23 protein-coding genes and 1 pseudogene are annotated in these 25,777 nt (G+C 65.8%); 9 read left to right on the forward strand and 15 right to left on the reverse strand.

Annotation, left to right across the window (positions count from 1 at the left end):
• The first annotated feature begins 129 nt into the window (after positions 1-129).
• The 3 genes and pseudogenes from ACSBM8_RS18890 to ACSBM8_RS18900 all read left to right on the forward strand — a co-directional run bounded on the left by ACSBM8_RS18890 (position 130) and on the right by ACSBM8_RS18900 (position 2,890).
• Complete coding sequence (locus tag ACSBM8_RS18890) at positions 130-1,011, forward strand: hypothetical protein (protein WP_442679530.1); 882 nt, start codon at positions 130-132, stop codon at positions 1,009-1,011.
• Between the two features lie 64 nt (positions 1,012-1,075).
• Positions 1,076-1,249: pseudogene (locus ACSBM8_RS18895) on the forward strand (oxidoreductase); the annotation flags it as partial.
• A 375-nt stretch (positions 1,250-1,624) separates the two neighbouring features.
• On the forward strand, positions 1,625-2,890 hold the full coding sequence (locus tag ACSBM8_RS18900) for a hypothetical protein (RefSeq protein ID WP_442679531.1): 1,266 nt from the start codon (positions 1,625-1,627) through the stop codon (positions 2,888-2,890).
• A gap of 439 nt (positions 2,891-3,329) precedes the next feature.
• Here the strand turns inward: ACSBM8_RS18900 and gyrB are convergent, their stop codons facing one another.
• From gyrB to ACSBM8_RS18935, 7 genes are all read right to left on the reverse strand, one after another.
• Positions 3,330-5,804, reverse strand: coding sequence for a DNA topoisomerase (ATP-hydrolyzing) subunit B (gene gyrB, locus ACSBM8_RS18905; RefSeq protein ID WP_442679532.1), 2,475 nt, complete (start codon positions 5,802-5,804; stop codon positions 3,330-3,332).
• Between the two features lie 80 nt (positions 5,805-5,884).
• Positions 5,885-6,607 (reverse strand): dienelactone hydrolase family protein, encoded by a 723-nt coding sequence (locus ACSBM8_RS18910; protein ID WP_442679533.1) that lies wholly within the window; start codon positions 6,605-6,607, stop codon positions 5,885-5,887.
• The gene (locus ACSBM8_RS18915) at positions 6,604-6,891 is read right to left on the reverse strand and encodes a hypothetical protein (protein ID WP_442679534.1); all 288 of its coding nucleotides are present in this window, start codon (positions 6,889-6,891) and stop codon (positions 6,604-6,606) included. Before ACSBM8_RS18915 ends, ACSBM8_RS18910 begins: the two co-directional genes overlap by 4 nt.
• 73 nt (positions 6,892-6,964) lie before the next feature.
• Positions 6,965-7,795 carry an aldo/keto reductase gene (locus tag ACSBM8_RS18920; protein WP_442681645.1) on the reverse strand — a complete coding sequence of 277 codons (831 nt, stop codon included), beginning with the start codon at positions 7,793-7,795 and terminating at the stop codon, positions 6,965-6,967.
• Between the two features lie 113 nt (positions 7,796-7,908).
• Positions 7,909-9,246: an ABC1 kinase family protein gene (locus tag ACSBM8_RS18925; protein WP_442679535.1), complete on the reverse strand. Its 1,338-nt coding sequence runs from the start codon at positions 9,244-9,246 to the stop codon at positions 7,909-7,911.
• A 4-nt stretch (positions 9,247-9,250) separates the two neighbouring features.
• On the reverse strand, positions 9,251-9,745 hold the full coding sequence (locus ACSBM8_RS18930) for a DUF427 domain-containing protein (RefSeq protein WP_442679536.1): 495 nt from the start codon (positions 9,743-9,745) through the stop codon (positions 9,251-9,253).
• Positions 9,742-10,104: a thiol-disulfide oxidoreductase DCC family protein gene (locus ACSBM8_RS18935; RefSeq protein WP_442679537.1), complete on the reverse strand. Its 363-nt coding sequence runs from the start codon at positions 10,102-10,104 to the stop codon at positions 9,742-9,744. The genes ACSBM8_RS18930 and ACSBM8_RS18935 overlap by 4 nt, the downstream gene beginning before the upstream one ends.
• Before the next feature lie 108 nt (positions 10,105-10,212).
• On the opposite strand from ACSBM8_RS18935, the gene ACSBM8_RS18940 reads away from it, so the two are divergent.
• Complete coding sequence (locus ACSBM8_RS18940) at positions 10,213-11,355, forward strand: serine hydrolase domain-containing protein (protein ID WP_442679538.1); 1,143 nt, start codon at positions 10,213-10,215, stop codon at positions 11,353-11,355.
• A gap of 23 nt (positions 11,356-11,378) precedes the next feature.
• Here ACSBM8_RS18940 and ACSBM8_RS18945 read toward each other — a convergent pair whose 3' ends face one another.
• The 4 genes from ACSBM8_RS18945 to ACSBM8_RS18960 all read right to left on the reverse strand — a co-directional run bounded on the left by ACSBM8_RS18945 (position 11,379) and on the right by ACSBM8_RS18960 (position 16,978).
• Positions 11,379-12,083: a FadR/GntR family transcriptional regulator gene (locus ACSBM8_RS18945; RefSeq protein WP_442681646.1), complete on the reverse strand. Its 705-nt coding sequence runs from the start codon at positions 12,081-12,083 to the stop codon at positions 11,379-11,381.
• A 34-nt stretch (positions 12,084-12,117) separates the two neighbouring features.
• Positions 12,118-13,716 (reverse strand): sodium:solute symporter family transporter, encoded by a 1,599-nt coding sequence (locus tag ACSBM8_RS18950; RefSeq protein ID WP_442679539.1) that lies wholly within the window; start codon positions 13,714-13,716, stop codon positions 12,118-12,120.
• A gap of 287 nt (positions 13,717-14,003) precedes the next feature.
• Complete coding sequence (locus tag ACSBM8_RS18955; RefSeq protein WP_442679540.1) at positions 14,004-16,022, reverse strand: protein-disulfide reductase DsbD family protein; 2,019 nt, start codon at positions 16,020-16,022, stop codon at positions 14,004-14,006.
• Positions 16,022-16,978, reverse strand: a complete 957-nt coding sequence (locus ACSBM8_RS18960; protein WP_442679541.1) for an ArsR/SmtB family transcription factor — start codon at positions 16,976-16,978, stop codon at positions 16,022-16,024. Before ACSBM8_RS18960 ends, ACSBM8_RS18955 begins: the two co-directional genes overlap by 1 nt.
• 93 nt (positions 16,979-17,071) lie before the next feature.
• On the opposite strand from ACSBM8_RS18960, the gene ACSBM8_RS18965 reads away from it, so the two are divergent.
• Positions 17,072-18,064: an MlaA family lipoprotein gene (locus ACSBM8_RS18965; RefSeq protein ID WP_442679542.1), complete on the forward strand. Its 993-nt coding sequence runs from the start codon at positions 17,072-17,074 to the stop codon at positions 18,062-18,064.
• Positions 18,061-18,381: a hypothetical protein gene (locus ACSBM8_RS18970; protein ID WP_442679543.1), complete on the forward strand. Its 321-nt coding sequence runs from the start codon at positions 18,061-18,063 to the stop codon at positions 18,379-18,381. The genes ACSBM8_RS18965 and ACSBM8_RS18970 overlap by 4 nt, the downstream gene beginning before the upstream one ends.
• Positions 18,382-18,393: 12 nt before the next feature.
• Here ACSBM8_RS18970 and ACSBM8_RS18975 read toward each other — a convergent pair whose 3' ends face one another.
• The 3 genes from ACSBM8_RS18975 to ACSBM8_RS18985 form a co-directional block, all read right to left on the reverse strand.
• Positions 18,394-19,623 carry a class I SAM-dependent methyltransferase gene (locus tag ACSBM8_RS18975; protein ID WP_442679544.1) on the reverse strand — a complete coding sequence of 410 codons (1,230 nt, stop codon included), beginning with the start codon at positions 19,621-19,623 and terminating at the stop codon, positions 18,394-18,396.
• Positions 19,624-19,642: 19 nt separating this feature from the next.
• Positions 19,643-20,839, reverse strand: coding sequence for a 23S rRNA (adenine(2503)-C(2))-methyltransferase RlmN (rlmN, locus tag ACSBM8_RS18980; RefSeq protein ID WP_442679545.1), 1,197 nt, complete (start codon positions 20,837-20,839; stop codon positions 19,643-19,645).
• 76 nt (positions 20,840-20,915) lie between these two features.
• Entirely contained in the window at positions 20,916-21,371 is a 456-nt protein-coding gene (locus tag ACSBM8_RS18985) for a hypothetical protein (protein WP_442679546.1), read from the reverse strand.
• 148 nt (positions 21,372-21,519) lie between these two features.
• On the opposite strand from ACSBM8_RS18985, the gene ACSBM8_RS18990 reads away from it, so the two are divergent.
• The 3 genes from ACSBM8_RS18990 (at position 21,520) to recF (ending at position 24,446) form a co-directional block, all read left to right on the forward strand.
• Positions 21,520-22,065 carry an outer membrane protein gene (locus ACSBM8_RS18990; protein ID WP_442679547.1) on the forward strand — a complete coding sequence of 182 codons (546 nt, stop codon included), beginning with the start codon at positions 21,520-21,522 and terminating at the stop codon, positions 22,063-22,065.
• A gap of 149 nt (positions 22,066-22,214) precedes the next feature.
• Positions 22,215-23,324 (forward strand): DNA polymerase III subunit beta, encoded by a 1,110-nt coding sequence (dnaN, locus tag ACSBM8_RS18995; protein WP_442679548.1) that lies wholly within the window; start codon positions 22,215-22,217, stop codon positions 23,322-23,324.
• 33 nt (positions 23,325-23,357) lie between these two features.
• On the forward strand, positions 23,358-24,446 hold the full coding sequence (gene recF / locus ACSBM8_RS19000; protein ID WP_442679549.1) for a DNA replication/repair protein RecF: 1,089 nt from the start codon (positions 23,358-23,360) through the stop codon (positions 24,444-24,446).
• 4 nt (positions 24,447-24,450) lie between these two features.
• On the opposite strand, the gene ACSBM8_RS19005 is transcribed toward recF, so the two are convergent.
• Positions 24,451-25,740: an MFS transporter gene (locus ACSBM8_RS19005; RefSeq protein WP_442679550.1), complete on the reverse strand. Its 1,290-nt coding sequence runs from the start codon at positions 25,738-25,740 to the stop codon at positions 24,451-24,453.
• Positions 25,741-25,777: the final 37 nt, after the last annotated feature.

Here is a 25,777-nt window from a genome sequence, read left to right on the forward strand (position 1 = left end):
TAGGCCCTCCCCATGCGATGAAGTATTGGCACATACGGCGAGATGGGCCGTGGAGCCTGCGATGTGGGCCGCGGCGGAACCGCGTCCCCCGCCGGCGATTGATAGGCCGCACCAGCGGGGAGACGGATCTTGGGGTGGCGCAAGCTGTTCGGCATGGAGAGCCCGGTGGAAACTGTCCCTGATCCCTCCCCCTCGCCGCAAGATACGACCGCCAGGTTCGCGATCGATCGCAGTAGGATGTTCGATCTTGGCCTGACCGGCCGGCTGTACGATCTATTTGAGGTTCCGCGAGAGCGCCGCGACCCGGCCTGGACTGCCGCTTTCTTCACGGCCGTCTGGAATGCGTCGCTGGAGATCCCGGACCAACCCTTCTTCGAGGGACCCGACGGCTTCCCCTATTTCCGCTTCCAACTGCCGCGTCCCGCAACGCCGTTCGACAGCAACGCGCTTGCCAACCAGGCCCAGCTTTTGGTCGATCGGGGGTGCGGCGCGGCGATCTTCAGCTCGCCCGACGCAACCGAGCCGGATTATGTGCTGCCGATGGGCGTCATCGACTCGCTGCTGCGCTTCGACGGCTGGGATGGCGATCCGCTCGACCGACCGGACGGGGCGCATAGCCCCGATCCCGTTTACGTGCCGGATAAAACCGAACCCGGCAAGATGGTGGCCACCCGCGATCATGAGCTCCTGATCGGCACCCCGTCTCCCGCCATGCTGCCGCCGTACACCGCGCGCGCGCTTTACCATCATCTCACCCGCGGGTGGGGCATCGCCAATCCGCGCGTCGCGCTGCTGGTGGATCCCAGCGCCGCGGCGCCGCGATCGCTCATGATCGATCGCCGGCCGGAGGACTTTCCGGACCCCGCTGTGATGGAGCCGCAGGTCAATATGCTGCTCTGGTATCTGCCCCCGCACAGCGCGGTCATGCTCCGTCCCGACGCGGTCGGTCTCGACGAGATGACGCCGCTCGACACCCTGTTCCCGGCGAACCGCGCAGAAGCCTCGGCGTGATCCACGATGGCGCAGACCTGCCGCTGCATTCTCGAAGAGCGTGCTGCCTGAAGCGCAATGCGACGAAGAGGCGGAAAAACTATTCTTCGAAAAGATGCGCCCGCTCTCGCTGATCCGCCGCTTCATCGAAGCGGACGAGGTCGGCGCGATGGTGGCCTTCCTCGCCAGCCCGCTCGGTGCGGTCACGAACGGGGCGGCGATCCGGGCGGAGGGTGGGATTGTGCCGACGATCGCTTGACCTTGGTGGACTAATTTGAGTTGGAGCACCTGCCGGATCAGGGACCGCCTTGGGGCCAACCGTTAGAACTTGAGTTCGATTGGCGTTATGGCGCTGAAATGACGAAGCCGTCGAAGCGGCACCATTACGGCATCCGCGCTCGGCGTCGTCTACCGATTGTTGCGTGGATCGTGATCTCCCTTGCGATCGCGGTCCGGCCTGTTCAGGCGCGGAGGTCGGGAGTGATCCTCTTGTAGTGTGCGATCGTGGTGCTCTTGCGCCGGACACTGGGAGGTCCAATCTGCGCGGATGTCACGAACGCGCACGAACGTATTGGACGACGACCTGAGGACGCTCCGACGATTCCGCGGCACTCTCTCCGCTGGAGAGTCCTCAATGCCAGTGCGTTTTAAGCTAAAAATCGGTGACAACGGCGAGGCGGAACTCGAACTCCATGCCTTTCGCATCACCACCAAATCCCGCTTTGTCGAGGAACACTGGCAGAACGAAGGACCTTCCTTCTCCGAATATCGGCTCGTTGGTACAAGCGACGACGGTTTCCGCTTTGAGACAGACAGCCTAATCTTCCTCAGCATGGGAGAAAGGTGGAGCGGCCGGTCGAACTGGCATCGCTCAAAGCCACGCGGCGAGTGCAGTAAGATCGTGCTGCTCCGCGACGATCTCGAATTCGCCAATAGAACTTTCCTGGAGCTGCATCTCAAAGGCTTCGAATGTATGCCAGCGCTCCAAGCGGCGAACGCCCTCGGACGCATCACGGTGGCCGGCGCGAGCAAGCTCGAGGAGCATGACCGGCTTTCTGGATACGTGCGGATCGTGGCCGGCGCGGCCCCCGAGGACGTTGCCGGATGGAGACGGGACGCCGAGGCGCTGATCGAGCATATCCGCTCGATACTGTCGCTTGGATCGGGGACGGTGCTGCGTGCGCCGATCATGATGTTTGCCCACGACGGTAGATTGGAGATCGAGATCCTCTCCCAATCCAGGCAGCATCCGCCCGAGATGCGCGTGGTTCATAAGCTCGATCAACAGGCACTGCTCGACGCGGCGCTAGGCTCGTGGCCAAGTACGCCGATTTTAACGTCGAAGCTCCCATTTGCCATCGAATGGTTTGCGATGACGTCCATCTATAACGAGGTCAGGCTCGTCGCTGCCATGACTTCGCTCGAGAACTTGGTCGACTCCAACCTTACGAAGGACGAGGCGCTGGTTCAGCCGCGGAGCGCGTTCGACAAGATGAAACGCGCACTGCGGACGGTCGTGGAAGAGCACATGGCGGGCTCCGGCCTTGTCGACGCCGAACAGGTCGCGGACGAGATTGCGGACAAGTTCATTGATCTGAACCGCCGACCCTTCAGGCGAAAACTCGCCATTCTCGCTGCGAGATGGGGCGTGCCGCTCGACGACATTAGCGAATCGCAGATGATGGGCGCCATAAACGCACGAAATTCCGTAGTTCATCGCGGCCAGTACCTGCCCGAATGCCCCGACGCCGATTTGTGGGGCCATATGATCGTTGCCAGGGAACTCGTAGTACGATTTCTGCTCACCGCCATCGGCTTTCGCGGAAACTATCTATCTTATCTTGGCGTATGCCATCGCGCTAAGTTTCCCCCCGACCCGACGCAATGCGAGGCCGACTAGCGAGTGGAGAACGGGCGTCCCAGTCGCCCGGTCAAACTTGACAGACGTACGCATGTGGCGTACAACGATGGCGCACTTTTCGGCTCCTTCTCAGATTTGGCTGTGGCATGACGGCGGCCCGGATCGGGCGGGGTTTGGGCCGCGCAACGCCGCCGTGTTCACCGGATTGCCGCGTCTTCGCTGCCCCCGGACGATCGCGGATACCCCAAATCATCAAGTTCGTTTCTGGTGTTTTTTTGGCCTTCGACGGAGCTGCCTGCACGCGTCACCTCCACCCCCGGAGGATTCGAAAAGACGCCAATGCCCAAATTCCTGGCCGGCCCCTGCCTGGCGGGCGCACGGGAGCAGAGAATTGAGGCTTACGCGAAAGGCGCGACCTTCTGCGCGTGATCGGGGCGACCAAGCGACGACAATGCCGCCGCCCAGCCGAACCGCTCCCTCAAACGTCCAGGTTCGCCACGCTCAGCGCATTGTCCTGGATGAACTCCCGCCGCGGCTCGACCACGTCGCCCATCAGGCGCGTGAATATCTCGTCGGCGACGTCGGCCTGGCTCACTTCGACGCGCAGCATCGCGCGGTTCGCTGGGTCCAGCGTGGTTTCCCACAATTGCTCGGCATTCATCTCGCCCAGGCCCTTGTAGCGCGCGATCGCGGTGCCCTTGCGGCCGGCGGCCAGCACCGCCTCCAGCAATTCGGACGGGCGGGAGATGCGCTTGATCGTTTTGCTGTCGACCACGGGCGCATCGTCGTCGCCTTCCGCCGCCGGCTCCTCGGCATCGCTCTTACCGATCGGGACCAGCTTCGCGACGGAGACGTAGCTTTCCGCCTGCTCGGTCGCCAGGCCATGCAGCTTGCGCGCCTCGGCCGACTGGACGAACGCCGCATCGACGACATGGTGGTCGGTCACGCCGCGCCACAGGCGGCGGGCATGATAGCCGCCGTCGTCGGTCGGCTCGACCTCCCACTTGGCTTCGGGATCGGCGCGGCCCAGCCAGCCGGCCACCGCGCCCGACACCACGCTGCGATCGTCCAGCGCGGGGTCGAACGCACCCGCCAGCGCCAGCGCCTCGATCAGGTCGGCGGCATAACGCCGCGGCACATAGGCCATCAGCCGCGCCATGCGCTGGGCATGCTCCACCAGCGTGCGCAAATCGTTGCCCGAACGCTGCCCGCCGGGGCCGTCCAGCATCACCGCCGCCAGGCCATTATCCAGCAGATAGGCTTCCAGCGCCGGCTGATCCTTCAGATAGGTTTCGGACCGGCTCTTGGTCACCTTGAACAAAGGCGGCTGGGCAATGAACAAATGCCCGCGCTCGATGATCTCCGGCATGTGCCGATAGAAGAAGGTCAGCAACAGCGTGCGGATATGCGCGCCGTCGACGTCGGCGTCCGTCATGATCACGATCTTGTGATAGCGCAGCTTGTCGATGTTGAAATCGTCGCGGCCGATGCCCGTGCCCATCGCCTGGATCAGCGTGCCGACTTCCTTGGACGAGAGCATGCGATCGAACCGCGCGCGCTCTACGTTCAGGATCTTGCCCTTGAGCGGCAGGATCGCCTGGATGTTGCGGTCGCGGCCCTGCTTGGCGGAGCCGCCGGCCGAGTCACCTTCGACCAGGAACAGTTCGGACTTGGCCGGGTCGCGCTCCTGGCAGTCGGCGAGCTTGCCGGGCAGCGAGGCGATGCCCATCACGCTCTTGCGGCTGGCCTCGCGCGCCTTGCGGGCGGCCTCGCGCGCGGCGGCGGCGTCGATCGTCTTCTGGATGATCGATCGCGCATGCGCCGGATTTTCCTCCAGCCATTCGGCCAGCTTGTCCGCCATCAGGCTTTCCAGCGGCTGGCGTACTTCGGACGAGACCAATTTGTCCTTGGTCTGCGATCCGAACTTGGGATCGGGCAGCTTGACCGATACGATCGCGGTCAGCCCTTCGCGCATATCGTCGCCGGTCAGCGACACCTTCTCGCGCTTCATCAGCCCGGATTTGTCGGCATAATTGTTGAGCGTGCGCGTCAGCGCGGCGCGGAACGCGGCCAGGTGCGTGCCGCCATCGCGCTGCGGGATGTTGTTGGTGAAGCAGAGCGTCTGCTCATAATAGCTGTCGTTCCACTCCAGCGCGACCTCGATCCCGATATCCTCGCGCTGACCGCTGACCGAGATAGGCTCCGGGAAGAGCGGCGATTTGGTGCGATCGAGATACTTCACGAACGCGGCGATCCCGCCCTCATAGAATAATTCGGTCTCGACCCGCTCGGCATGACGCGAATCGACCAGGAAGATGCGCACGCCCGAGTTGAGGAAAGCGAGCTCGCGATAGCGATGCTCCAGCTTCTCGAAATCGAATTCCAGGATCTTGAACGTGGTCGGGCTCGGCAGGAAGGTGACGCGCGTGCCCTTCTTGCCTTCCGGCGCCGGGCCGACGACCTTCAGCGGCGCGACCGCATCGCCATGGGTGAAGCGCATATAATGCTCCTCCCCGTCCCGCCAGATCGTCAGATCCAGGAATTCGCTGAGCGCGTTGACGACCGAGACGCCCACGCCGTGCAGACCGCCCGACACCTTGTAGGCATTGTCTTCGGACGTATTCTCGAACTTACCGCCAGCATGCAGCTGGGTCATGATGACCTCGGCCGCCGACACGCCTTCCTCGGCATGGATGCCGGTCGGGATGCCGCGCCCATTATCCTCGACCGAGACCGATCCGTCCGGGTTCAGCGTGATGACGATCTTGTCGCAATGACCGGCGAGCGCTTCGTCGATCGCATTGTCGGACACCTCGAACACCATATGGTGGAGGCCGGAGCCGTCGTCGGTATCGCCGATATACATGCCCGGCCGCTTGCGCACGGCGTCGAGGCCCTTCAGCACCTTGATCGAGGAGGCGCCATAATCTTCGGATTCTTGGGATATTGCCATAGCGAGGATATAGGGATTCAGGCGCCAGAACCCAAGCAAAATGGACGGACCGCCGCGGCGTCAGCAGCGGGCCCGATCGGTCAGCCGGCGGCGTCCCCAAGCGCCTGTTGCAGAAAGAGAAGTGCCGCCTTCCACGACAGTCGATCCGCAACCGGATCATAGCGCATGCGCGGATCGGGCGAATCCTGCACGCCGATATTGGTGAAACTATGCCAGGCCTGGCCATAGACGCTCAGCTGCCAATCGGCCTCGGCCGCCGCCATCTCCGCCTGGAAGGCGGCGACATCCTCGGGGGGAACGAGCGGGTCCTTGCCGCCCGTGAAGGCCGCGATCTTCGCGCGGATCGATCCCGGGGCGGCGGGCTGGCGCGTGGTAAGCAGGCCGTGGAAGCTGCCCACTGCCGCTATCTCGCGGCCGCTGCGTGCCAGTTCCAACACCGCCGTACCGCCGAAGCAATAGCCGATCGCAGCCGTCCGGTCCGCCTCGGTGCCGGCATGCGCCATCAGCGTATCCAGCGCGGCGGCGGTGCGGCGGCGCAGTCGCTCCGGTTCGGCCAGGAAGGCCTGCACCGCCTGCGCCATCGCATCGCCTTCCAGCGGACCGCCCGCGCCATGCAGGTCGGCGGCGAACGCGACATAGCCCAGCTCCGCGAGCATCGCGCAGCGCCGCCGCACATTGCCGCCAATGCCGTCGGCTTCGTGCACGACCAGCATCGCGGCCCCATTGGGCTTGGCCGGCCGATATAATTCGCCGACCAGCGCAACCTCGCCGTCGCGATAGTCGATCGGCTGCGGCGTCGTCATGTAGCGGAATTGGCGTTGGCGGGCAGCTGCTCCACCAGCACGGCGATCCCTTCGCCCTGGAAATGGGTATGCGACACGCCATCGATCATCACCGCACGCTCCGGCGTGAGGGTCGCGGCGGCGCGATGCTCCGGATCCAGCTCCTGCCATGCGGCCACAGCCCGCTCCAGGCTCGTCACCTCGGCCAGATCGCCGTCGCCGCGCGGCACATTCTCCAGCGCGGCGCTCATATGCCACTCGATCGCCGGCGATTTGGATCGGTCACCCCATTGCGCTTCGCTCATGATCATTCCCGTTATGCAGTTCGTCCGGGACTCTACGTCTCGCCGGTCGACAACGTTCCCGCGGTTGCGCCGACTATAGCATCTCGAGCGGACGCGCGGATCGCGGCGCCGGGAACGCCGCCTCGAGCTCCTGCAGCGCGGTGTCGTCGAGCACCAGATCGGCCGCCGCCGCATTCTCGCGCGCATGTGCTTCGCTCCCGGCTTTGGGGATCACGATCATCCCGTCGCGCCGCAACAGCCAGGCTAGCGCCACCTGCGCCGGCGTGGCGGACAGCGACTCCGCAATCCTGGCCAGCGTGGGGTTGCCGATCAGGCGGCCCTGCTCGACCGGGCTATAGGCCATCGCAGTAATGCCCTGCGCGCCCAGCCACGGCAGCAGATCGAGCTCCGGCCCGCGCCGGCTGAGATTGTAGAGGATCTGATCGGTGGCACAGCCGCTGCCGCCCGCCGCGACCAACTCTTCCATATCCTCGGTATCGAGATTGCTGACGCCCCAGTGCCGGATCTTGCCGGCCTCGCGCAGCTGTTCCATCGCGTCCACCGTCTCGGCCAGCGGGACGCCGCCCCGCCAATGGAGCAGATACAGGTCGATGCGATCGGTCCCCAGCCGGCGCAGGCTCGCCTCGCACGCTTTGGGCAAACGGTCGCGGTCGGCATTGTGCGGATAGGCCTTGCTGACCAGGAACAGCGCCTCGCGCCGATCGCCCAGTGCTTCGCCGATCAGGCGTTCGGCGGCGCCCTCGCCATACATTTCCGCCGTGTCGATCAGCGTCATGCCCGCCTCGACCCCGGCCCGCAGCGCGGCAATCTCGTCGGCGCGGTGGGCGGGCTGTTCGCCCATCATCCACGTCCCCTGCCCCAGCGCGGTCACAGTCTCACCGCCGGGCAGCGTCACCCGCTTCATCATCGGCCCGCCGCCGACGGCAGGGTAGGGTGTGGAGTGCTGAGGACGGGCATGATTGTCTCCGATCGGATGCGGGTAGAACGCGCCCCCGCCCCGACCGCTCCGTCCCCGCGTCAGATAGCGCGGTCTTGCAGCCAGTGCGTGAGCATCCCGCGCACATCGACCCGCGCCTTCAGCCGTGCCGCAAGCAGGGCGGTGCCGCTGATCTTGCGCTGCGCGAACAGGATGTCGGCGGGTGGGATATGCCAGCTCGCCTTGTCCGCGGCGATCTCCATTCCCTGGTCGCGCAAGGCCCCGACGAAGCGCCGGTCGCCAAAATCGAACGGGCCGGGACGGTTGAGTTCGCTGACGATGACCTCGATCATCCGATCGATGCGGGATCCGTGCCGCGTCACCGCCCCCGCGCCCAGAAAGCCGGTCGCGACCGCAGCGTCGCGCATTGCTGCCACATCGCCGGACAGGCCCGCCTGCAAAAGGCTGCGATATCCTTCCGCCGTCGCCGTCGCGACCGGGCGGACGGCGCCGAAATCGAGCAGGATCAACCGCCCGCTGTCCGGCTGGAACCGGTAATTGGCGAAGTTCGGATCGGTCTGCATGATCCCGAATTCGAACAATTCGCGCAGCACCAGCGTGATCAGCCGGCCCATCGCCGCATCGCGCACCGGCTGCGATTCCGCCTCCAGCGTCTCGATCGGCCGGCCCGCCAGGAAGGTCATGGCCAGGACGCGGTCGGTCGTGAATTCCTGGTCGAGCGTGGGCACGATGATGTCCGGCGTGTCGGCCAACAAGGCGTTGAACCGCATCATCTGTTCGCCTTCACGCGTATAATCGGCTTCTTCGGCAAGCTGGCGTTTCGCCTCCGCCAGCAGCGGCGCAATGTCGAGCTCGCGCGGCAGCAGGCCGGACATTTTCAGCAAGGTCGCGACATTGTCGACGTCCGCGTCGATGCTTTCGCGCACGCCGGGATATTGCACTTTGATCGCCAGCTCGCGTCCGTCCCGCGTGACCGCACGGTGGACCTGGCCGATCGATGCGGCCGCGATCGGGCTGGGATCGAAGCGCTGGAACCGGGTCCGCCAATCCTTGCCCCATTGCGCCGCAAGCACCTGCTGCAATTGAGCGGGCGGCATATGGTGGGCATTGTCGCGCAGCCGCGCCATGATCGTCGACAGCTCGGCCGGCAGCATGTCGCCCGCGTCCATCGAGATCATCTGGCCCAGTTTCATCGCGGCGCCACGCAGGTGGGACAGGCGGTCCGCGACCCGGCCGACATTGCCGGGCGTCAGCATCATGTCGCGCAGCCGCGGCCGCTCGCCGTCCGCCAGGCGGCGCGCGCCTTCTGCCAGCATGCCGCCGGCGACACCGCCCGCCAATCGCCCGAACTGGCTCAGGCGCGAGATCCGCCCGCGCGGCACCTGGCGCGCGCGGGGCGCGATCGGATCGTCGGCCATGGCCTTACCAGCCCCGGCTGCCGGGGATGCCCTTGAACGGGCCGACGACCTTGCTGGTGATCCAGCCGCCGTAAAAGTCGCCCGGCTGCGGGATGACGGTCTCGCCATCCACGCTGCAGCGGTCGAACGGGCCGGCATAGAAAGCGACATGATCGCGCAGCGCGGCGAAGGCGCGGCTGGGCTCGGGATAGCTCCAGCCGATCCGCGGTAACACGATCGTGCCGATCACGACATCCCAATAGACGGCGGCACCCTTCCACTCGCAAAATGAGCTTCCGCTGGCCCGGCGCAGCACGCCCGGCGCGATATCGGACGGCGGAATATAATAACTGGGCGGATGGCTGGTTTCCAGCGTGCGCACGCTGGCGCGCGTATCCGCCACGATGATCCCGCCATGTTCGATCACGATGTGGGCGGCGGTCCGCTCGGCGATGGCAGGGCGCGGATAGGCCCACACGCTCTCCTGACCAGGTCCGATCGGATCGGGTCGGGGCCTCATGCGCGGCTCATCCGGGCGGCAACGCGCTGCAGCCGCGGCCGCACTCGCAGGAAAGCGCGGTAGGCCTTCTCCAACAGATGCAGCATGCGTGGGTTGCGCGCAGCCAGGCCCAGCGGCCGCAATAGCGGGATTGCCCGCCACATCGCGGCGAAGGCGGCCGCCCCCGACAGCAAATTGCCATTCTCGCAGGCATGGAAGCGCGCCAGCAGATCGGCGCGATCGATCGGGCAGCTTCGATCGGCGACAAGGGTCGCGTCGACGAACCGGATCGCGCCGCGTCGGTCGAGCCGACGCATCAGCGCGATTTCGCGGCGGCACAGGGGACACGCGCCGTCGTGCCAGACGATCAGTTGCGACATGCCAGGCATATGGGGTGGCGTGGCGCGATGTCACCCTGCCGCAGTCTGCGGATATACGATAGGAGCTGTTCGCATGACGATGGGGGTGCCGGGGGGCCAGAGGCGATCATGACCAGCAGGACTTTACGGATCTGGACGGCCGCCCTTGTGCTCAACCTGGCGCTCGGCGGGGCAGCGCGTGCGTCGTCCGCTCCGGACGGCACTGCGCGCCGGATCACATCGGCGATGCGCGATGCCGCGCATATCTATCTGGCGGACCGCTGCCGCGTCGGGCTGTCGGTCGCGGCGCATGTCGCGGGGCGGACCGTGTTCGGCAATTACGGGTCGATCCGCCGTCAGCACGTCCAGCCTCCCACCGCCGACACGGTGTATGAATTGGCGTCCGTCACCAAAACCTTCATCGGCGCCCTGGCCGCGAAGGCGGTGGTCGAACGGCGGATGGCACTGGACGGTGACTTTCGGACCTATCTGCCCGGTCGCTATCCGAACCTGCTGCGGGACGGTCGGCCGATCACGCTGCGCACGCTCGCCACCCACATGTCCGGCCTGCAACGCGATCTCCCGGACAGTGACGCCCTCTTGTCCAAACCAGATTATGATCGGCTCGGCGATCAGCTGGCGGCGCTCAACCAGGGGTTCGATCGATCCCGCTCGTTGGCGGCGCTGCACGGGGTGACGCTCCGCGCGACGCCCGGGGAGGCCTTCGCTTATTCGAATATCGGCATTCGCGTGATCGGATACGGGCTGGAGCAGGTCTATCACATGCCGCTACCGCAACTGCTGCACAGCGCGATCCTGCAGCCACTCCGTATGACCGACACGCGCTTTACGCTGACGCCGCCTATGCGCCGCCGATTGGCAACGCCCTATAGCCGCAATGGTCATGTCCAGCCGTTGCACGACGATAGTGCCGGCGCCGCCTACGGCCTCTATTCGACCCCGCGCGACATGGCGCGCTACCTTGCCTGGCAGCTCAAGTCGGGCAATCCCGTCATCGCCCGGTCGCACGCCCTCCTCCACGGAACGCGCGACGACGGCCAGGGCCTGATCTGGAATATCGGCACGGACAACGGCGCGCCTTTTCTCTGGCATGGTGGCGGCACGTTCGGGGAGACGAGCCAGATGGTGCTCTATCCGAATGATCGGATCGGCTTCGTGTTGCTCGCAAACGATGCCTGCGCCGGCAGCGAAGGCGCGCTGAAGCGCTTCGCCGCCGCGGTGCGCGATGCGATCCGCCCTACCGCGCCATAAGCATAACGCCGCGCGCGTGCGGCCTATTGCTTGACCTTGGCGGTGGTGATGAACTCCATCACCTCCCCGATGATCGCCGTCATCGCGGTCCGGGCCGCGACCGGATCGCCGGCCTGAATGGCGGTGAATACCGCGCGGTGCGCGGGCACGTCGGCGCTGCGCCCCTTGAAGCGGTTGGTGAAGCGGATCGACGTGCGCAGTGCCGTCGCGACCATGTCGCGGAACTGCAGGAAAAAGGGGTTTGCCGACGCTTCCAGCACGGCGATGTGAAAGGCGATGTCCGCTTCCAGCGTATCGTCCTCGCCGCGTTCGGCTTCTTCCATCCGCTGCAAGCCGGCTTCGATTGCGGCATAAGCGGGCGACGGTCCAGCCCGTGCCGCCAGCGCCGCGGCCTGCGGCTCGATCGCGCTGCGCAGTTCGTTGAAATGGCGCAGCAGATCCAAAGACAGCTTGCGCTCCAGCATCCAGCGCAGGACGTCGGGATCGAACACGCTCCACATGCTCGCCGGCTGCACCGTGGTGCCCGCGCGCGGGCGTGCCGTGAGCAGCCCCTTGGCGGTCAGCATCTTCACCGCTTCGCGGGTCACCGTGCGGCTGACCGCGAAGCGCGCGGTCAGATCGTCTTCGGTCGGAAAGCGGCCGCCTTCATAGTGGCCGGTCACGATTTCCCGCCCCAGCGTTTCCAGCATGCCAAAGGTCAGATTGCGGCTGCCGTCGCGATCGCCCATCACCGTCCGCACCTCCCCCTTCGCCACGACGGGCCTACCACCAGGTGGCATAGAGCGCGATCAGGATCAGCACGACGGCGATAGCGCCGACGTTGAAGCTGGTGCGCGTCGCATAAGCGACGTCGCGCGTCTCGATCGTGTCCGTCCCCGGCCGTGCCGGCGTGAGCAGGGAAATCAGGATCGCCAGCGCGGCGGCGATCAGGAACACGATACCCATCCGATTCATGAACGGCAGGGTCGCCCATTGTTCCTTGAACAGCCAGGACAGGACAACCGAGGCGACAGCCGCGGCGATCGCACCGGCTTCGTTCGCGCGCTTCCAGAATAAACCGAGCAGGAAGATGACGGTGATGCCCGGCGTGAAGAAACCGGTGAACTCCTGGATGAACTGGAACGCCTGATCCGACTGGCCCAGCAGCGGCCGCGCCATGATCACCGCGATCACGATCGCGACGCAGGCGGTGATCCGGCCGACCAGCACCAGATGCCGCTCGCGCAGCCCCTTGGCCTGGTCGCTCAGACCGACATCGGACTGGCCCTTGAGCTTGGCGTAGATGTCCAGCGTGAAGATCGTCGCGATCGAATTGATCTTGGAGGCGGTCGACGCGATGATCGCCGCGATCAGCGCCGCGAAGACCAGGCCCAGCAACCCGGTCGGCAGCAGCTTCATCATCGTCGGATACGCCTCGTCGGGCTTGGCCAGGTTCGGCGCGAGCAGCACCGCCGCAATGCCCGGCACGACGATGATCAGCGGCATCAGCAGTTTCAGGAACGCGGCGAACAGTACGCCTTTCTGCGCTTCGGCAATGTCCTTGGCCGCGAGCGCGCGCTGAATGATATATTGGTTGAAGCCCCAATAACTGAGGTTGGCGATCCACATGCCGCCGATCAGCACCGACAGGCCCGGCAGATCCATATAATGCGGATCGCCCTTCTTCAGGATCATGTGGAAGTGGCCCGGAATCGCCTGGGTCACCTTGTGCCATCCGGCGAGGATGCCGGCGCCCTCGCCCAGCTTGCCCAGCGTCAGCACGACGATGATCAAGCCGCCCAACACCAGCAGCGTGACCTGGACGATGTCGGTCAGCGCCACCGCCTTCAGCCCGCCGCGGATCTGATACAGCAAGGCGAAGGCGCCCAGCGCGATCAACGCGATATTCTGATCGACCCCGGCCACCTTGTTGACCGCGATCGAACCCAGCCACACGATCGATGTCAGGTTCACGAAAACGTAGAGACCCAGCCAGAAGATCGCCATCAGTGTGCGGATATTCTTGCCGTACCGCCGCTCCAGGAATTGCGGCATCGTATAGATTTCGTTGCGCAAGAAGATCGGCAGGAAGAATTTGCCGACCAGCAACAGGGTCGCCGCCGCCATCCATTCGTAGGAGGCGATGGCCAGGCCGATCGCATAGCCCGAGCCCGCCATGCCGACGATCTGCTCGGCCGAAATATTGGCGGCGATCAGGGATGCGCCGATCGCCCACCAGGGCAGATCCTTGGAGGCGAGAAAATAATCGGTGGTATTCTTGGGGCCGGCCCCGGCCTTGTCGCGCGACACCCATTGGGCGAGCCCGAAGATAGCGATCGCGTAGATCGCGACGACCGCAATATCGATCGAGCTCATTGTCATACGCATCTCCCTGCCGTCGACACTTAGGGGGTGATCGGCAGCGGGTGATTTATATGATTAATCGCTCATGTCGAGAGGCGGAATGCGCGTCGCGTTGATAGGTGTCGTCAGGCCTTATCCTATGCGGACCGTTCCCGCACGGGCGTTTTTTCCATCACCGCAATCATCAGTGCGAAGATCATTCTGAACATGGCACGGCTCCCCTGCAGCGCCGTTCGACCCTAACCGCCCGGCATTGCGCTTTCGTGACGGCATCCTCCGCGCCATCCCGCACGCCGTTCGTCGAATCAGGCGAGGTCCGCCAGCAATCCCGGCGTCAGAACCTGCGGCAGCTCGCGCGGATCGCCCCCGCCGGACGGATAATAGAGGTAGAAGGGCACGCCGGACCGGCCATGGGCCGCAAGGAAACGGCTGATGGCGGGATCGCCCCGCGTCCAATCACCCACCATCGTCACGACATGCTTGTCGGCAAAGGCCCTGGCCACCTCCGATCGTTCGATCGCCGCTTTCTCGTTCACCTTGCAGGTCAGGCACCAGTCGGCGGTGAAATACAGGAAAATCGGCCGGCCGTCCTTGCGCAGCGTCGCCAGCCGCGCCTCGTCAAACTTTTCGTGCCCGGGCGTCGCGGCCGCCACCGCCATATTGGGCGTCCCGCGCAGGGGAAGCATCACGACGATCCCGATCGCGAGCAGCAACGCCACGAGCGTGGGCCACCAGGCGCCGGTCTTCATGGCCTGTTGCCGCCGGCCCGACCACCACAGGCCGAATGCCAACAACAGCGCCGCGCCCAGCCCGATCGTCATGCCGTCGACGCCGGCTTGCTGGCCCAGGATCCAGGCCAGGCCCAGCGCGGTCACGAACATCGGCACCGCCAGAATATGGCGCAGCACGTCCATCCACGCCCCCGGCTTGGGCAGCCGGCGGCGCAGCGCGGGAATGAACCCCAGCAGCAGGAACGGCAGCGCCATCCCCAGCCCCAGGCCGACGAACACCGCCATCGCCGCCACGGGGGGGAGCAGGATCGCCACGCCGAGCGCCGCCGCCATGAACGGACCGGTGCAGGGCGTCGCCACGAATGCCGCCAGCGCCCCCGTCCAGAAGGCGCCGCCGATGCCGCCGGCATTGGCGAGGCGGTCGCCGCCCGCCAGCACCGGCAATTCGAACAGCCCGGCCAGATTGAGGCCGATCGCCAGCATCAGCAGCAGCAGGACCGCGATCACCCGCGCATCCTGCAACTGGAATGCCCATCCTGCCGCAACCCCGCTGGCGCGCAGGATCAGCAGCGCGGCCCCCAGGCCGGCGCAGACCAGCACGACGCCGGCGGTATAGGCCAGCGCCTCGCGGCGCGCTTCCCGCTCGGTCCCGCCCGATCGCGCAAGGCTAAGCGCCTTGAGGCTGATGATCGGGAAGACGCACGGCATCACGTTGAGCAGCAATCCGCCGAGGATCGCGCCGCCCAGCGCCGCCATCAGCGTGGCGAACAACCCGCCCGCCTGTGCCGTCGGCTTACCCGCTGCGACCGCGCCGGGCACCGCGGTGAGCTCCAGGCCGAGCGTCGGTCCGATCCGCAACACGCCGTCAATCTTTTGCGGGCCGCCCGCTTTGGCCGTCGTTTCGATCACCAGCCGATCGCCGTCGCGGCTCACCGTCTGCGGCGCGGCATAATCGATCGCGCCGTCCGTCAGCGGAAAGAAATAGGGCTGGTCGATCGCGATCCCGGCGGGCAGTGGCACGCCCAGCCGGAAACGCCCGTCCGCGACCTGAAAATGGGCTGTGGCGCCCAGCGGTTTCGGCAGCTCCGCGCGCCAGCGATCGAAGCGCGCCCGATCCTCCGGTGTCACGGCGCCGCTGCCGATCGTCAGCGTGGTCGTCAGCGTGGCGGTCTCAGGCACGCAGGTCTGGGGATTGCACGCCAGCCAGTTGAGCGTGACGGAAATGGGCAGCGCCGTGCCCTGGGGTAGCCCTGCCGGCACGTCCAGCGCGACCAGTTCGGCATAATCGCGCTCATAGACATAGTTCATCAGCCCCGCGATCAGCAGCGGCTGCGGCACCGGATATTGGAGCGGACCAAAGCGCAGGCCGTCGGGGGCCTTCCATGCGACCCGCGTCTCCAGCCCGGCATCGCCCGGATTCTTCCAATAGCCATGCCATTGTGGCGCCGGCGTCATGGCGAAGGCCAATGTCACGCGCGATCCCGCCGCAGGCGTCATCGATTCCGCGATCAGGCGCGGCGTGATGTGGGTCGGGGCGGCTGCGGCCGGAATTGCCAGCGCGGCCAGCAAGGCCAGCCATAAAAGCCGGATCATCAGCCGACCGCCCGAAGACGAGGTTCGTCGGCATGGCGTTGCGCCAGCCACAATTTGACGGTCAGCTCGCCCCCCGCAAGTTCGACCGTACGGGTCGGCTCCAATCCGGCGGCGGCAAACCAGGTGGCCATCTGCCCGTCGTCGAAGCCCAGCCGGGCATGGCCCTCCACTTCGCGCAGATCATCGCGGTCGTGCGCGGCAAAGTCGACGATCAGCAATCGCCCGTTGGATGCGATCAGCCGCGCTGCCTCTGCAATCGCCGCGGCAGGCGCCTGGGCATAATGGAGCACCTGGTGCAGCACGACCGTTTCGGCCGTCCCGTCGTCCAGCGGCAAGGCATACATATCGCCCTGGCGCAGGTCGACGCGCTCCATGCCGGCCCGCGCCATGCGGGCGCGGGCGAAGCGCAGCATTTCCGGGGAGCGATCGATCCCGATCGCGTTGCTGGTCTTCGGGCCCAGCAGTTCGATCATCCGGCCGGTGCCGGTGCCGATATCCACCATCCGCCCGATCGGCACATCGGACAACAGGTCGGTGATCGCGGCCTCGACCTGCCCTTCCGCCACGTGCAGCGACCGGATCGCATCCCATTCTTCGGCATGCGCATCGAAATAGGCCTGCGCGGCGGCGGCGCGATCGGCCTGCACCGCCACCAGACGCGCCGCGTCGGCAACCTCCCAGCGATCGGCCGCCGCATCGCGCCAATTGTCGATCATCGTCAGCAGGGCGCTGCTGGCCGACTCGCCAAGGCCCAGGAAGACCCAGCTGCCTTCCCGGCGCCGGTCGCACAGCGCCGCATCAGACAGAATCCGGACATGGCGGGAAACGCGCGGCTGGCTCTGGCCGAGCACCTGCGCCAATTCTCCGACCGATAATTCCATCCGCCGGAGCAGCGCGACGATGCGCAGCCGGGTGGGATCGGCAAGCGCGCGGAAGATGGCAAGGGGGGACGTCATGATCGCCGCAGCCTTCCTGCCCACGCGGGTTCCGTCAAGCAGGAAGCGCGATCCGCCTTGTGGAGTGCCGCCCGCTATGGCAGGCGCAACTCCATGATTCCGCGCCGCAACGCAGCACGGCTGCTCGCCCCCGCCACCGTCATGCTCCTGCTGAGCGCGTGCGCGACAGTACCCGGCCAAAACCGGCTGGCCGAGCGCGACCCGCTCGAAAAGTTCAACCGTGGCGTCTGGGGCGTCAATATGGCGGCCGACAAGGTCGTCCTCAAACCAGTCAGCTCAGTCTATCGCACGGTCGCGCCGCGCCCGGTGCGGCAGGGCGTGACCAATGCCTTCTCGAATTTGAGCGAGCCCTGGTCGTTCATCAACAACCTGCTGCAGGGCAAGCCGAAGCGCGCGGTGCGTAACCTCGGCCGCTTCGTCGTCAACACCACCCTTGGCCTGGGCGGCCTGATCGATACGGCGAGCCGGATGAAGATTCGCCCGGCGCCGGAAGATTTCGGGCAGACGCTGGCGCGCTGGGGCGTGAATGGCGGTCCCTATCTGGTACTTCCGATCCTTGGTCCGTCCACCTTGCGGGACGGCGTCGGCACGGGTGTCGCCTCGGTTGCGGATCCGGTTCGTGTGGCGGTCAATCAGGCCGACGTGAACGTCTGGTACAAGCGTGGCTTCGCCGCGGCGCAGGTCATCAGCGCGCGATCGGACCTGACCGAAAGCGGCGGCGATGCTTTCCTGCAGAGCAGCCTGGATCCCTACGCCGCAGCCCGCTCCGCCTATCTGCAGCGTCGCGGTGCCGCGATCGCCGATATCGGCGAAGAGGGCGATGGCGGTCTTCCGGACGCGGCCCAGCCGGCCGGCGAAGCCGTGCCGACGCCGGCCGGGGACGCGACGACGTCGCCAGGTGCGCCGCTTCCGCAAAGCGGTGCGCCGCTTCCGGGCGACGAGCCGGGCGCGCCGTCGGGGCCGCTGCCACAAAGCGCCGCGCCTATGCCAGGCGATGATGCCGCACCGTCGGGAGCCTTGCCGCAGAGCGCCGCACCGATGCCGGGCGACGCGCCCGCTGCCCCCGGCGACAAGCCGCAACCGTGATCCGTCGGCTGGCCTTCGGGCTGCTGCTCGTCCTGGCGGGCTGCAACCGCAGTGGCGTGGCCGACGTGACGCTGGACGCGGATGCCGCCCAGCGCAATGCGACCGCCGCCAAGACGCGCGACGATCTGGCGGCGGCGACGTCCGCCAGCCGCGGTCCCGCCCCGGTTGTGCGCGATGCGGATCCGGTAAACAGCAGCGACAATAGCGCAGACGAAACGCGCGACGACGCGCAGGAGGGTGCGAATACCCAGTCCGCGGATAATCAGGCCAGTCCGCTCACCAACGACGTCGGCGAGACGAACAGCACCACCCCGTAACAGCGCGCGGCCTCAGCCGCGCAGCTTGGCCTCGGCCTCGGCCATATAATCGCGCGTGATCGGCAGCGCGTACCGATCGCGGATATATTGCACCTGATAATTGACCATCGAACTGTTCATGAATCCGGTCATCGCGCCGGCCAGATAAAATTCCCACATCCGGAAGAAGCGCGCGTCGTACATCGCCTCGATCTCGGCCTTGTGCGCCTGCGTGCGCCGCAGCCAATGCTCCAGCGTATAGCCATAATGCAGCCGCAGCGTTTCCACGTCGCTGGTGAACATGCGCGCGGATTCGGCCGCTTCGGACATTTCGGACAGGGTCGGGATATAGCCGCCCGGGAAGATATATTTGGTCGTCCAGCTGTCGGTCGTGCGACGCGGGCCAACCCGGCCGATCGTGTGCAACAGCATCACGCCATCGTCCACCAGCAGCGAACGGCATTTGGCGATATAGGTGCGGAAATGCGCCGGGCCGACATGCTCGTACATGCCGACCGAAACGATGCGATCGAATTTGCCGGTCACCTTGCGGTAATCGATCAGCTCGAACTTCACCTTGTCGGCGACGCCGGCTTTCTGGGCACGCTCGCGCGCAATCTTCAGCTGCTCTTCCGAAAGCGTAATGCCCAGCACTTCGGCGCCTGTTTTTTCGTGCAGGTACAGTGCCATGCCGCCCCAGCCGCATCCGATATCCAGCACCTTCAGCCCCGGGCGGTGCAGGTTGAGCTTGGCGGCAATATGCGCCTTCTTGTCGCGCTGTGCTTGTTCCAGGCTGTTGTTGCGATCGGTGAAATAGGCACAACTATATTGGCGGTCGCTGTCCAGAAACAGGTCGTACAGTTTCGCCGACAAATCGTAATGATGGGCGACGTTGCGCTTGGACCGGCGTTCCTGATTATAGGTCCGCATCCAGCCGAGCGGATCGCCCAGCAGCTTCGATCGGGATTCCAGATTGCGCTCGTCGGTGCGCTTTTCGAACCGGTTGTTCCAGGTGACGAGATCGACCAGGGCGTAAATGTCGCCCTTCTCCATCACCAGCCGGCCATCCATATAGGCTTCGCCCGCGCCGAGCGACGGCGACAACACGATCTTGCGCGATGTTGACGGGGTGGTGAAGCGGACGGCTACCGGGTCACGGCCAGGGAAGGGCGAGCCATAATGGTAGACCTTGCCATCGGAGTCGGTGACGGTCAGCTCACCCTGGGTGATGAGCTTTTTGAAAGCGCGATCGAACAGGAGCATGGCGCTTTCTAACGCCTAGTTACGCGCTCGCCAGTGCTTTTTCGGCGGCTTCCCTGTCACGCTCCGCCCGGCTCTTCTTTTCGGCTGCCGTCTTCAGCTGCCCGCAGGCCGCATCGATATCGCGTCCGCGCGGTGTACGCACCGGTGCCGATATCCCGCCCTCAAAGACGATGTTGGAAAAGCGACGGATGCGGTCCGGATCGGAACATTCATACGCCGCGCCCGGCCAGGGATTGAACGGGATCAGATTGACCTTCGCCGGCAGCTTATATTTGCGCAACAGGCGGACCAGTTCGTGTGCATCTTCGTCGCTGTCGTTGCGGCCCTTCAGCATCACATATTCAAAGGTGATCCGCCGCGCATTATTGGCACCGGGATAGGCGGCACAGGCGGCCAGCAGCTCCTCGATCCCATATTTCCGGTTCAACGGCACCAGCTCGTCGCGAACCTCTTTCGTCACGCCATGCAGCGAGACGGCGAGGTTCACGCCAATCTCTTCGCCGGCGCGCGCCATCATCGGCACCACTCCGGATGTCGACAGCGTGATCCGGCGCTTGCTCAGCGCCAGCCCGTCGCCATCCATCACCAGTTTCAGCGCGTCGCGCACCGCATCGAAATTATAGAGCGGCTCGCCCATGCCCATCATGACGATGTTGGTCAGTAGCCGGCCCTCGGGCTGGCTGGGCCATTCGCCCAGCGCGTCGCGGGCCAACATCACCTGGCCGACAATCTCGCCCGCGGTCAGGTTGCGCACCAGCCGCATCGTGCCAGTGTGGCAGAAGCTGCAGGTCAGTGTGCAGCCGACCTGACTCGACACGCACAATGTCCCGCGATCGGCATCGGGGATGAAGACCATTTCGTAATCGTGGCCATCGGGCGAACGCAGCAGCCATTTGCGGGTCCCGTCATTGGAAACCTGCGCCTCCACCACGTCGGGACGGCCGATCACGAACCGTTCCGCCAGCCACGGATGCATCGTCTTGGCGATATCCGTCATCACGGCGAACTCGGTCGCGCCGCGATTGTAGATCCAGTGCCATAATTGCTTGGCCCGCAACTTGGCCTGCTTGGGGTCCAACCCTTCCTCCGCCAGCATTTCGCGCAGCGTTACGCGCGCGCGCCCGAGCAGATCGCGGCGTCCGTCGGCGCGCACGACCGGATCGCGCGGGACGGGGACCGGGTCGATATGACCGGGAATAGGCATGACAGCGTTCATGAGAACCTTCTCCCTAATCGAAACAGTAGCTTTTTTCCAGCCCGGCGGCAGACCAGCGCCGGATCGCCCCGCCCGGCTAGCGCCGGCGCGCCGCGACGGCGGCGGCATCGATCGCGCTAGGTGCGCCCGACAGCAGATAATGGTGGCGGAAGCGGCCACGGGAGGATGTGCCGAAAACGGTCATCGTCTCTCCGGCCCGGATGGCGGCCACGATCTGACGGCTGCTCCGGACGTCGGCGACGGCCTTGTCATGGGACGGCGTCAGGGGGAAGCGATCCGACCCGATCTGCAGCGTCGCCGTCCGAATCTCTCGTCCGACATGCGCCTCCACCTGAACGTCACGGCCGATGATCGCGATGGTCAGGAATGGATCGCCGCGGCGCTCAATCGGCGCACCGACCGCGAAACATTTACTCGGTTCGTCACAAAACGCCGCCCATGTGGCATATCCGCCGATTATCTCGCGTGCGACGAGCGGTTGCATATTGGCGACGAACAGAGCCGTTACGACGGCAGAATGATGGAACCGCATGGGCTTTCATCGTCCGCCACATTCCTGCCCGCAACCTAAACCTCACATGAGTGGGCCATTCACAAAACTGTCATACGGGAGCGACTTTACGCGCTCGGGACCGCAATAAACGAACATGCGGCTTATCAAATCGCAGTGGAGTATCTGTATGTCTAAGTATCTTATCGCAGCCGCGCTGGCATCGGCCGTAGCAGCACCGGCCCTGGCGCAGGATGTTAGCGCACCGTTCAGCGGCGCGCATGTTGAGGCTGTCGGCGGCTGGGATCGCGTTCAGGCGAACGGCCATGACGACGGCATTCTGTACGGCGTCGGCGCGGGCTATGATCTGCGTCGCGGCAACACCGTATTCGGCATCGAGGGCGAAGCCACCGATTCCACCCAGAAGGAGAAGTTCGGCGGCGTGACCCAGAAGGCGTCGCGCGACCTGTATGTCGGCGGCCGTATCGGTACCGTCGTTGGCGGCAACAACCTGCTCTACGTCAAGGCAGGCTACACCAACGCCCGCTTCAAGGCCGAAGGCACCGCCACCGGCGTGACCCTGGCCGACGGTAACCTCGACGGCGCGCGCGTCGGCGCAGGCATCGAGCATGCCCTGAGCCCGAATGCGTTCGTGAAGGCCGAGTATCGCTACTCGAACTACGAGCAGGGCGTATCGCGCAACCAGGTGCTGGCCGGCATCGGCCTGCGCTTCTGATCTACCGTGTCCGGGCCTGAGAGGGCAGGGCACCGTTTCGAAGGGGTCGATGCACCGCATCGGCCCCTTTTTCGTGGCGGCCCCTCTGGCCAGTACCGAACGCCACGCTATACTGGCCGACCAAACTCGACCGGGGACCGGGGGATATAATGAAGGCGACGATTGAACGAGCGATCCTGCTCAAGGCCCTGAGCCACATCCAGTCGGTCGTTGAACGCCGAAATACCATTCCGATCCTATCCAACGTTCTCATCGAAGCCTCCGAAGGCGGCCTCCGCCTGATGGCGACCGATCTCGATCTGCAGGTCGTGGAAACGATCGAGGCGCAGGTCGAGACGCCGGGCGCGACCACGGTCGCTGCGCACACGTTGTTCGACATCGCGCGCAAGATGGCGGAAGGCAGCCAGGTCCAGCTGACCGCGGCCGAAGGCAAGATGCAGGTCGTTGCCGGTCGCGCGCGCTTCAATCTGCAGACGCTGCCGCGCGAAGATTTCCCGGTGATCGCCGAAGGCGAATTGCCGACCCGCTTCGATCTGCCGGCCGAGACGCTCAAGCAGATCATCGACAAGACCCGCTTCGCTATCTCCACCGAAGAGACGCGTTATTATCTGAACGGCATCTTCCTCCACGTCTCGGACGACGCGACGCCGGTGCTGAAGGCCGCTGCCACCGACGGCCATCGCCTCGCTCGCGTGACGGTCGCACGGCCGGAAGGCGCCGAAGGCATGCCCGACGTGATCATTCCGCGCAAATGCGTGGGCGAATTGCGCAAGCTGCTGGACGAAGTCGACGGTTCGGTCGAGGTTTCGCTGTCGCCGACCAAGATCCGCTTCGGCCTGGGCACCGCCATCCTGACATCCAAGCTGATCGACGGTACCTTCCCCGATTATTCGCGCGTCATCCCGACCGCGAATGACAAATTGCTGAAGATCGATCCGCGCAGCTTCGAAGAAGGCGTCGATCGCGTCGCCACCATCGCCAGCGAAAAGACGCGTGCGGTCAAGATGAGCCTGGATCGGGACAAGATCACGCTCTCCGTCACCAGCCCGGAAAACGGCACGGCGGCGGAAGAAGTGCCGGGCGATTATGCGTCCATGTCGTTCGATATCGGCTTCAACGCGCGCTATTTGCTCGATATCCTCAACCAGATCGACGGCGATATGGTCGAAGTCCATCTGGCCGACGCCGCCGCGCCGACCTTGATCCGGGAGAATGACAAGGCGCCCGCGCTCTACGTGCTGATGCCGATGCGGGTGTGACCCGCCGGCTCGAAATGCTAGTTCGAGCCGTTCATGGTTGCACTCTCCCGTCTTTCACTCACCAATTTTCGTAATCACGCCGGGGCGCTGATCGCGCAGGGCCCCGGATTCGTGATCCTGACCGGCGAGAATGGCGCCGGCAAAACCAACATATTGGAAGCGGTGTCGTTGCTGACGCCCGGGCGTGGCCTGCGGGGCGCTACCTTGTCCGAAATGGCGCGGAGCGACGGACCGGGTGGGTTTGCGGTCAACGCCCGCCTGGGCGACGATATCGACATCGGGACAGGGGCGTTGGCGACCGCGCCGGAGCGCCGCCAGGTACGGATCAACGGCGCCGATGCGTCGGCGGCGTCGCTTGGCGAGTGGTTGGCCGTTTTGTGGCTGACCCCGGCAATGGACCGGCTGTTCCTGGAGAGCGCAGGCGGTCGCCGCCGGTTCCTCGATCGCCTGGTGCTGGCGCGCGAGCCCGGCCATGCCGCCCATTCCAGCCGCTACGAAGCGGCGACCCGGGCCCGCAACAAGCTGCTGGCCGAGCCTGATGGCGCCGATCCCTCCTGGCTGGCCGCGCTGGAGGCGGGCATGGCCGAACATGGTGCCGCCATTGCACAAGCGCGCGCGCACACGGTTTCGGCGCTGACGGCGCGGCTTGCCTCCCAACCGCCCGGCCCCTTTGCCCGGGCGGGGATCGCGCTCACCGGATGGACCCCCGCGCCGGGCGACGCGCAGGCGCATCTCGCGGCCGAATTGCGCGCGGGGCGGGGGCGTGATGCCGCCGCCGGCCGCGCGCTGGCCGGTCCCCACCGCTCCGACCTCGCCGTCACCCACCTCGACAAGGCGATGCCGGCCGGATTGTGTTCGACCGGCGAGCAGAAGGCGCTGCTGCTGGGTCTGATATTGGCGCATGCGGATCTGGTCGCGGAACAGGGGGGGCAGCGGCCCGTGCTGCTGCTGGATGAGGTGGCGGCGCATCTGGATCCGCTGCGGCGCGCGGCCCTGTTCGAACGGCTGGCCGCGGGCGGCGGCCAGACCTGGATGACGGGCACCGAGCCCGCTTTGTTCGCGGCCGCGCTAGGCCCCGCGACGCGCTTTGTCGTGTCGGACGCGGGGATCGTGACCGTTTGACGGATCAGGCGGGCGCGCAGGCGGCCGGTGTCGTCTCGGGCCGCCGCGCTGCGCCGCACGCCGGGCGCAGGGTTCCGGCGAAGCCGACCCACAGGCCGAGCGATATCATCGCGAAGCTGCCGAGGACGAGGAACGCCTCCCGATAGCCGATCAGCTGCGCGGTCCAGGCGCCGATCGCCGGGCTGATCGACGCGCCCAATCCCTGTACCGTCATAACCGCGCCCTGGCCCACGTTCACGCGCCCGGTGCCGTCCAGAAGACAGGCGACCAGCCCCGGGACGGCCACGCTCTGCAGCCCCGCGCCGATGCCGTCGAGCGCCTGGACCGGCCACACGCCCCAATGTTCGATCACCAGGCTGGCGACCAGGCCGCGGATCGGCAGCGCCGCAAAGGAAACCAGCATGACCAGCCAGAAGCCGCGCCCAGCGGCGATCCGCATCGCCAGCAGCGAGGTGACGATCATCACCGCCTGGGCAACCACCACCGTCGTCGCGGTAAAGGCGGCGGCGTCGCCCTTGCCGGCGCCGACCACCGCCAGCCCGTAGAGCGGCAGCATGGCGGCATTGCCCAGATGAAAGCAGGCCAATGCCGCCGCCAGAATCAGCATCGGCTTGTTCTGCAGCAGGATCTGGATGCCCTGCGCTTTGCCCCCGGACTGACCCTGACCTGCGCTGTCTTTCCCCTCCAGCCCGCGTGCCGCATCATGATCGATCACATGCTCCGGGATCAGCAGGACCGACAGGATCGCGAACACGCCGAACAGGCCGGCCAGATAGAAGATTGCGGGCAGGCCGAACTGCCAGCCGAGCCAGCCCGACAGCGCAGCGCCCACGACATTGCCGGCATGGTTCCACGCCTGGTTGCGTCCGTTCTGCGCGTTGAAGCCGCGCTGGCGTACGATCCCCAGGGTCATGCCGGCGACCGCGGGGCCGATCATCGCGCCGGCGATGGCGGTCGCGATCTGACTGGCGGCGACGACCGCGACGGATTGGGACAGCAGCATCAGGAAGGATGCGGCGATGGTGCAGATGCCGGTGACGATGACGATCAGGCGCTTCTGCCGGGAATGATCGATGATCGCTCCGGCGGGGGCGGTGCACAACATGCCGGCGATGCCGCCGGCGGTCATCACCGTCCCGATCGGGCCCGTCGCCCAACCGCGCTGTTTCAGGAAGACGGCCAGGAACGGGCCGATGCCCGCCTGCATGTCGGCCATGAAGAAGTTGAGCGATTGCAGGGCGACGCGTGCGCGCGTTGTGTCGCGGGACGCGGACGGGTCTTGTCTATCGGCCATGCTCAATTCTCCCGTCGGCCGCCCGAACGCGCGGCGA

This window comes from Sphingomonas sp. ASY06-1R (assembly GCF_052180265.1).
Lineage (GTDB): Bacteria > Pseudomonadota > Alphaproteobacteria > Sphingomonadales > Sphingomonadaceae > Sphingomonas_I.

Coding starts and splice junctions, on each gene's coding strand:
- ACSBM8_RS18900 (WP_442679531.1), top strand. CDS start 1,625: ATGCCAGTGCGTTTTAAGCTAAAAATCGGTGACAACGGCGAGGCGGAA.
- gyrB (WP_442679532.1), bottom strand. CDS start 5,804: ATGGCAATATCCCAAGAATCCGAAGATTATGGCGCCTCCTCGATCAAG.
- ACSBM8_RS18910 (WP_442679533.1), bottom strand. CDS start 6,607: ATGACGACGCCGCAGCCGATCGACTATCGCGACGGCGAGGTTGCGCTG.
- ACSBM8_RS18915 (WP_442679534.1), bottom strand. CDS start 6,891: ATGAGCGAAGCGCAATGGGGTGACCGATCCAAATCGCCGGCGATCGAG.
- ACSBM8_RS18920 (WP_442681645.1), bottom strand. CDS start 7,795: ATGAAGCGGGTGACGCTGCCCGGCGGTGAGACTGTGACCGCGCTGGGG.
- ACSBM8_RS18925 (WP_442679535.1), bottom strand. CDS start 9,246: ATGGCCGACGATCCGATCGCGCCCCGCGCGCGCCAGGTGCCGCGCGGG.
- ACSBM8_RS18930 (WP_442679536.1), bottom strand. CDS start 9,745: ATGAGGCCCCGACCCGATCCGATCGGACCTGGTCAGGAGAGCGTGTGG.
- ACSBM8_RS18935 (WP_442679537.1), bottom strand. CDS start 10,104: ATGTCGCAACTGATCGTCTGGCACGACGGCGCGTGTCCCCTGTGCCGC.
- ACSBM8_RS18940 (WP_442679538.1), top strand. CDS start 10,213: ATGACCAGCAGGACTTTACGGATCTGGACGGCCGCCCTTGTGCTCAAC.
- ACSBM8_RS18945 (WP_442681646.1), bottom strand. CDS start 12,083: ATGGGCGATCGCGACGGCAGCCGCAATCTGACCTTTGGCATGCTGGAA.
- ACSBM8_RS18950 (WP_442679539.1), bottom strand. CDS start 13,716: ATGACAATGAGCTCGATCGATATTGCGGTCGTCGCGATCTACGCGATC.
- ACSBM8_RS18955 (WP_442679540.1), bottom strand. CDS start 16,022: ATGATCCGGCTTTTATGGCTGGCCTTGCTGGCCGCGCTGGCAATTCCG.
- ACSBM8_RS18960 (WP_442679541.1), bottom strand. CDS start 16,978: ATGACGTCCCCCCTTGCCATCTTCCGCGCGCTTGCCGATCCCACCCGG.
- ACSBM8_RS18965 (WP_442679542.1), top strand. CDS start 17,072: ATGATTCCGCGCCGCAACGCAGCACGGCTGCTCGCCCCCGCCACCGTC.
- ACSBM8_RS18975 (WP_442679544.1), bottom strand. CDS start 19,623: ATGCTCCTGTTCGATCGCGCTTTCAAAAAGCTCATCACCCAGGGTGAG.
- rlmN (WP_442679545.1), bottom strand. CDS start 20,839: ATGAACGCTGTCATGCCTATTCCCGGTCATATCGACCCGGTCCCCGTC.
- ACSBM8_RS18985 (WP_442679546.1), bottom strand. CDS start 21,371: ATGCGGTTCCATCATTCTGCCGTCGTAACGGCTCTGTTCGTCGCCAAT.
- ACSBM8_RS18990 (WP_442679547.1), top strand. CDS start 21,520: ATGTCTAAGTATCTTATCGCAGCCGCGCTGGCATCGGCCGTAGCAGCA.
- dnaN (WP_442679548.1), top strand. CDS start 22,215: ATGAAGGCGACGATTGAACGAGCGATCCTGCTCAAGGCCCTGAGCCAC.
- recF (WP_442679549.1), top strand. CDS start 23,358: ATGGTTGCACTCTCCCGTCTTTCACTCACCAATTTTCGTAATCACGCC.
- ACSBM8_RS19005 (WP_442679550.1), bottom strand. CDS start 25,740: ATGGCCGATAGACAAGACCCGTCCGCGTCCCGCGACACAACGCGCGCA.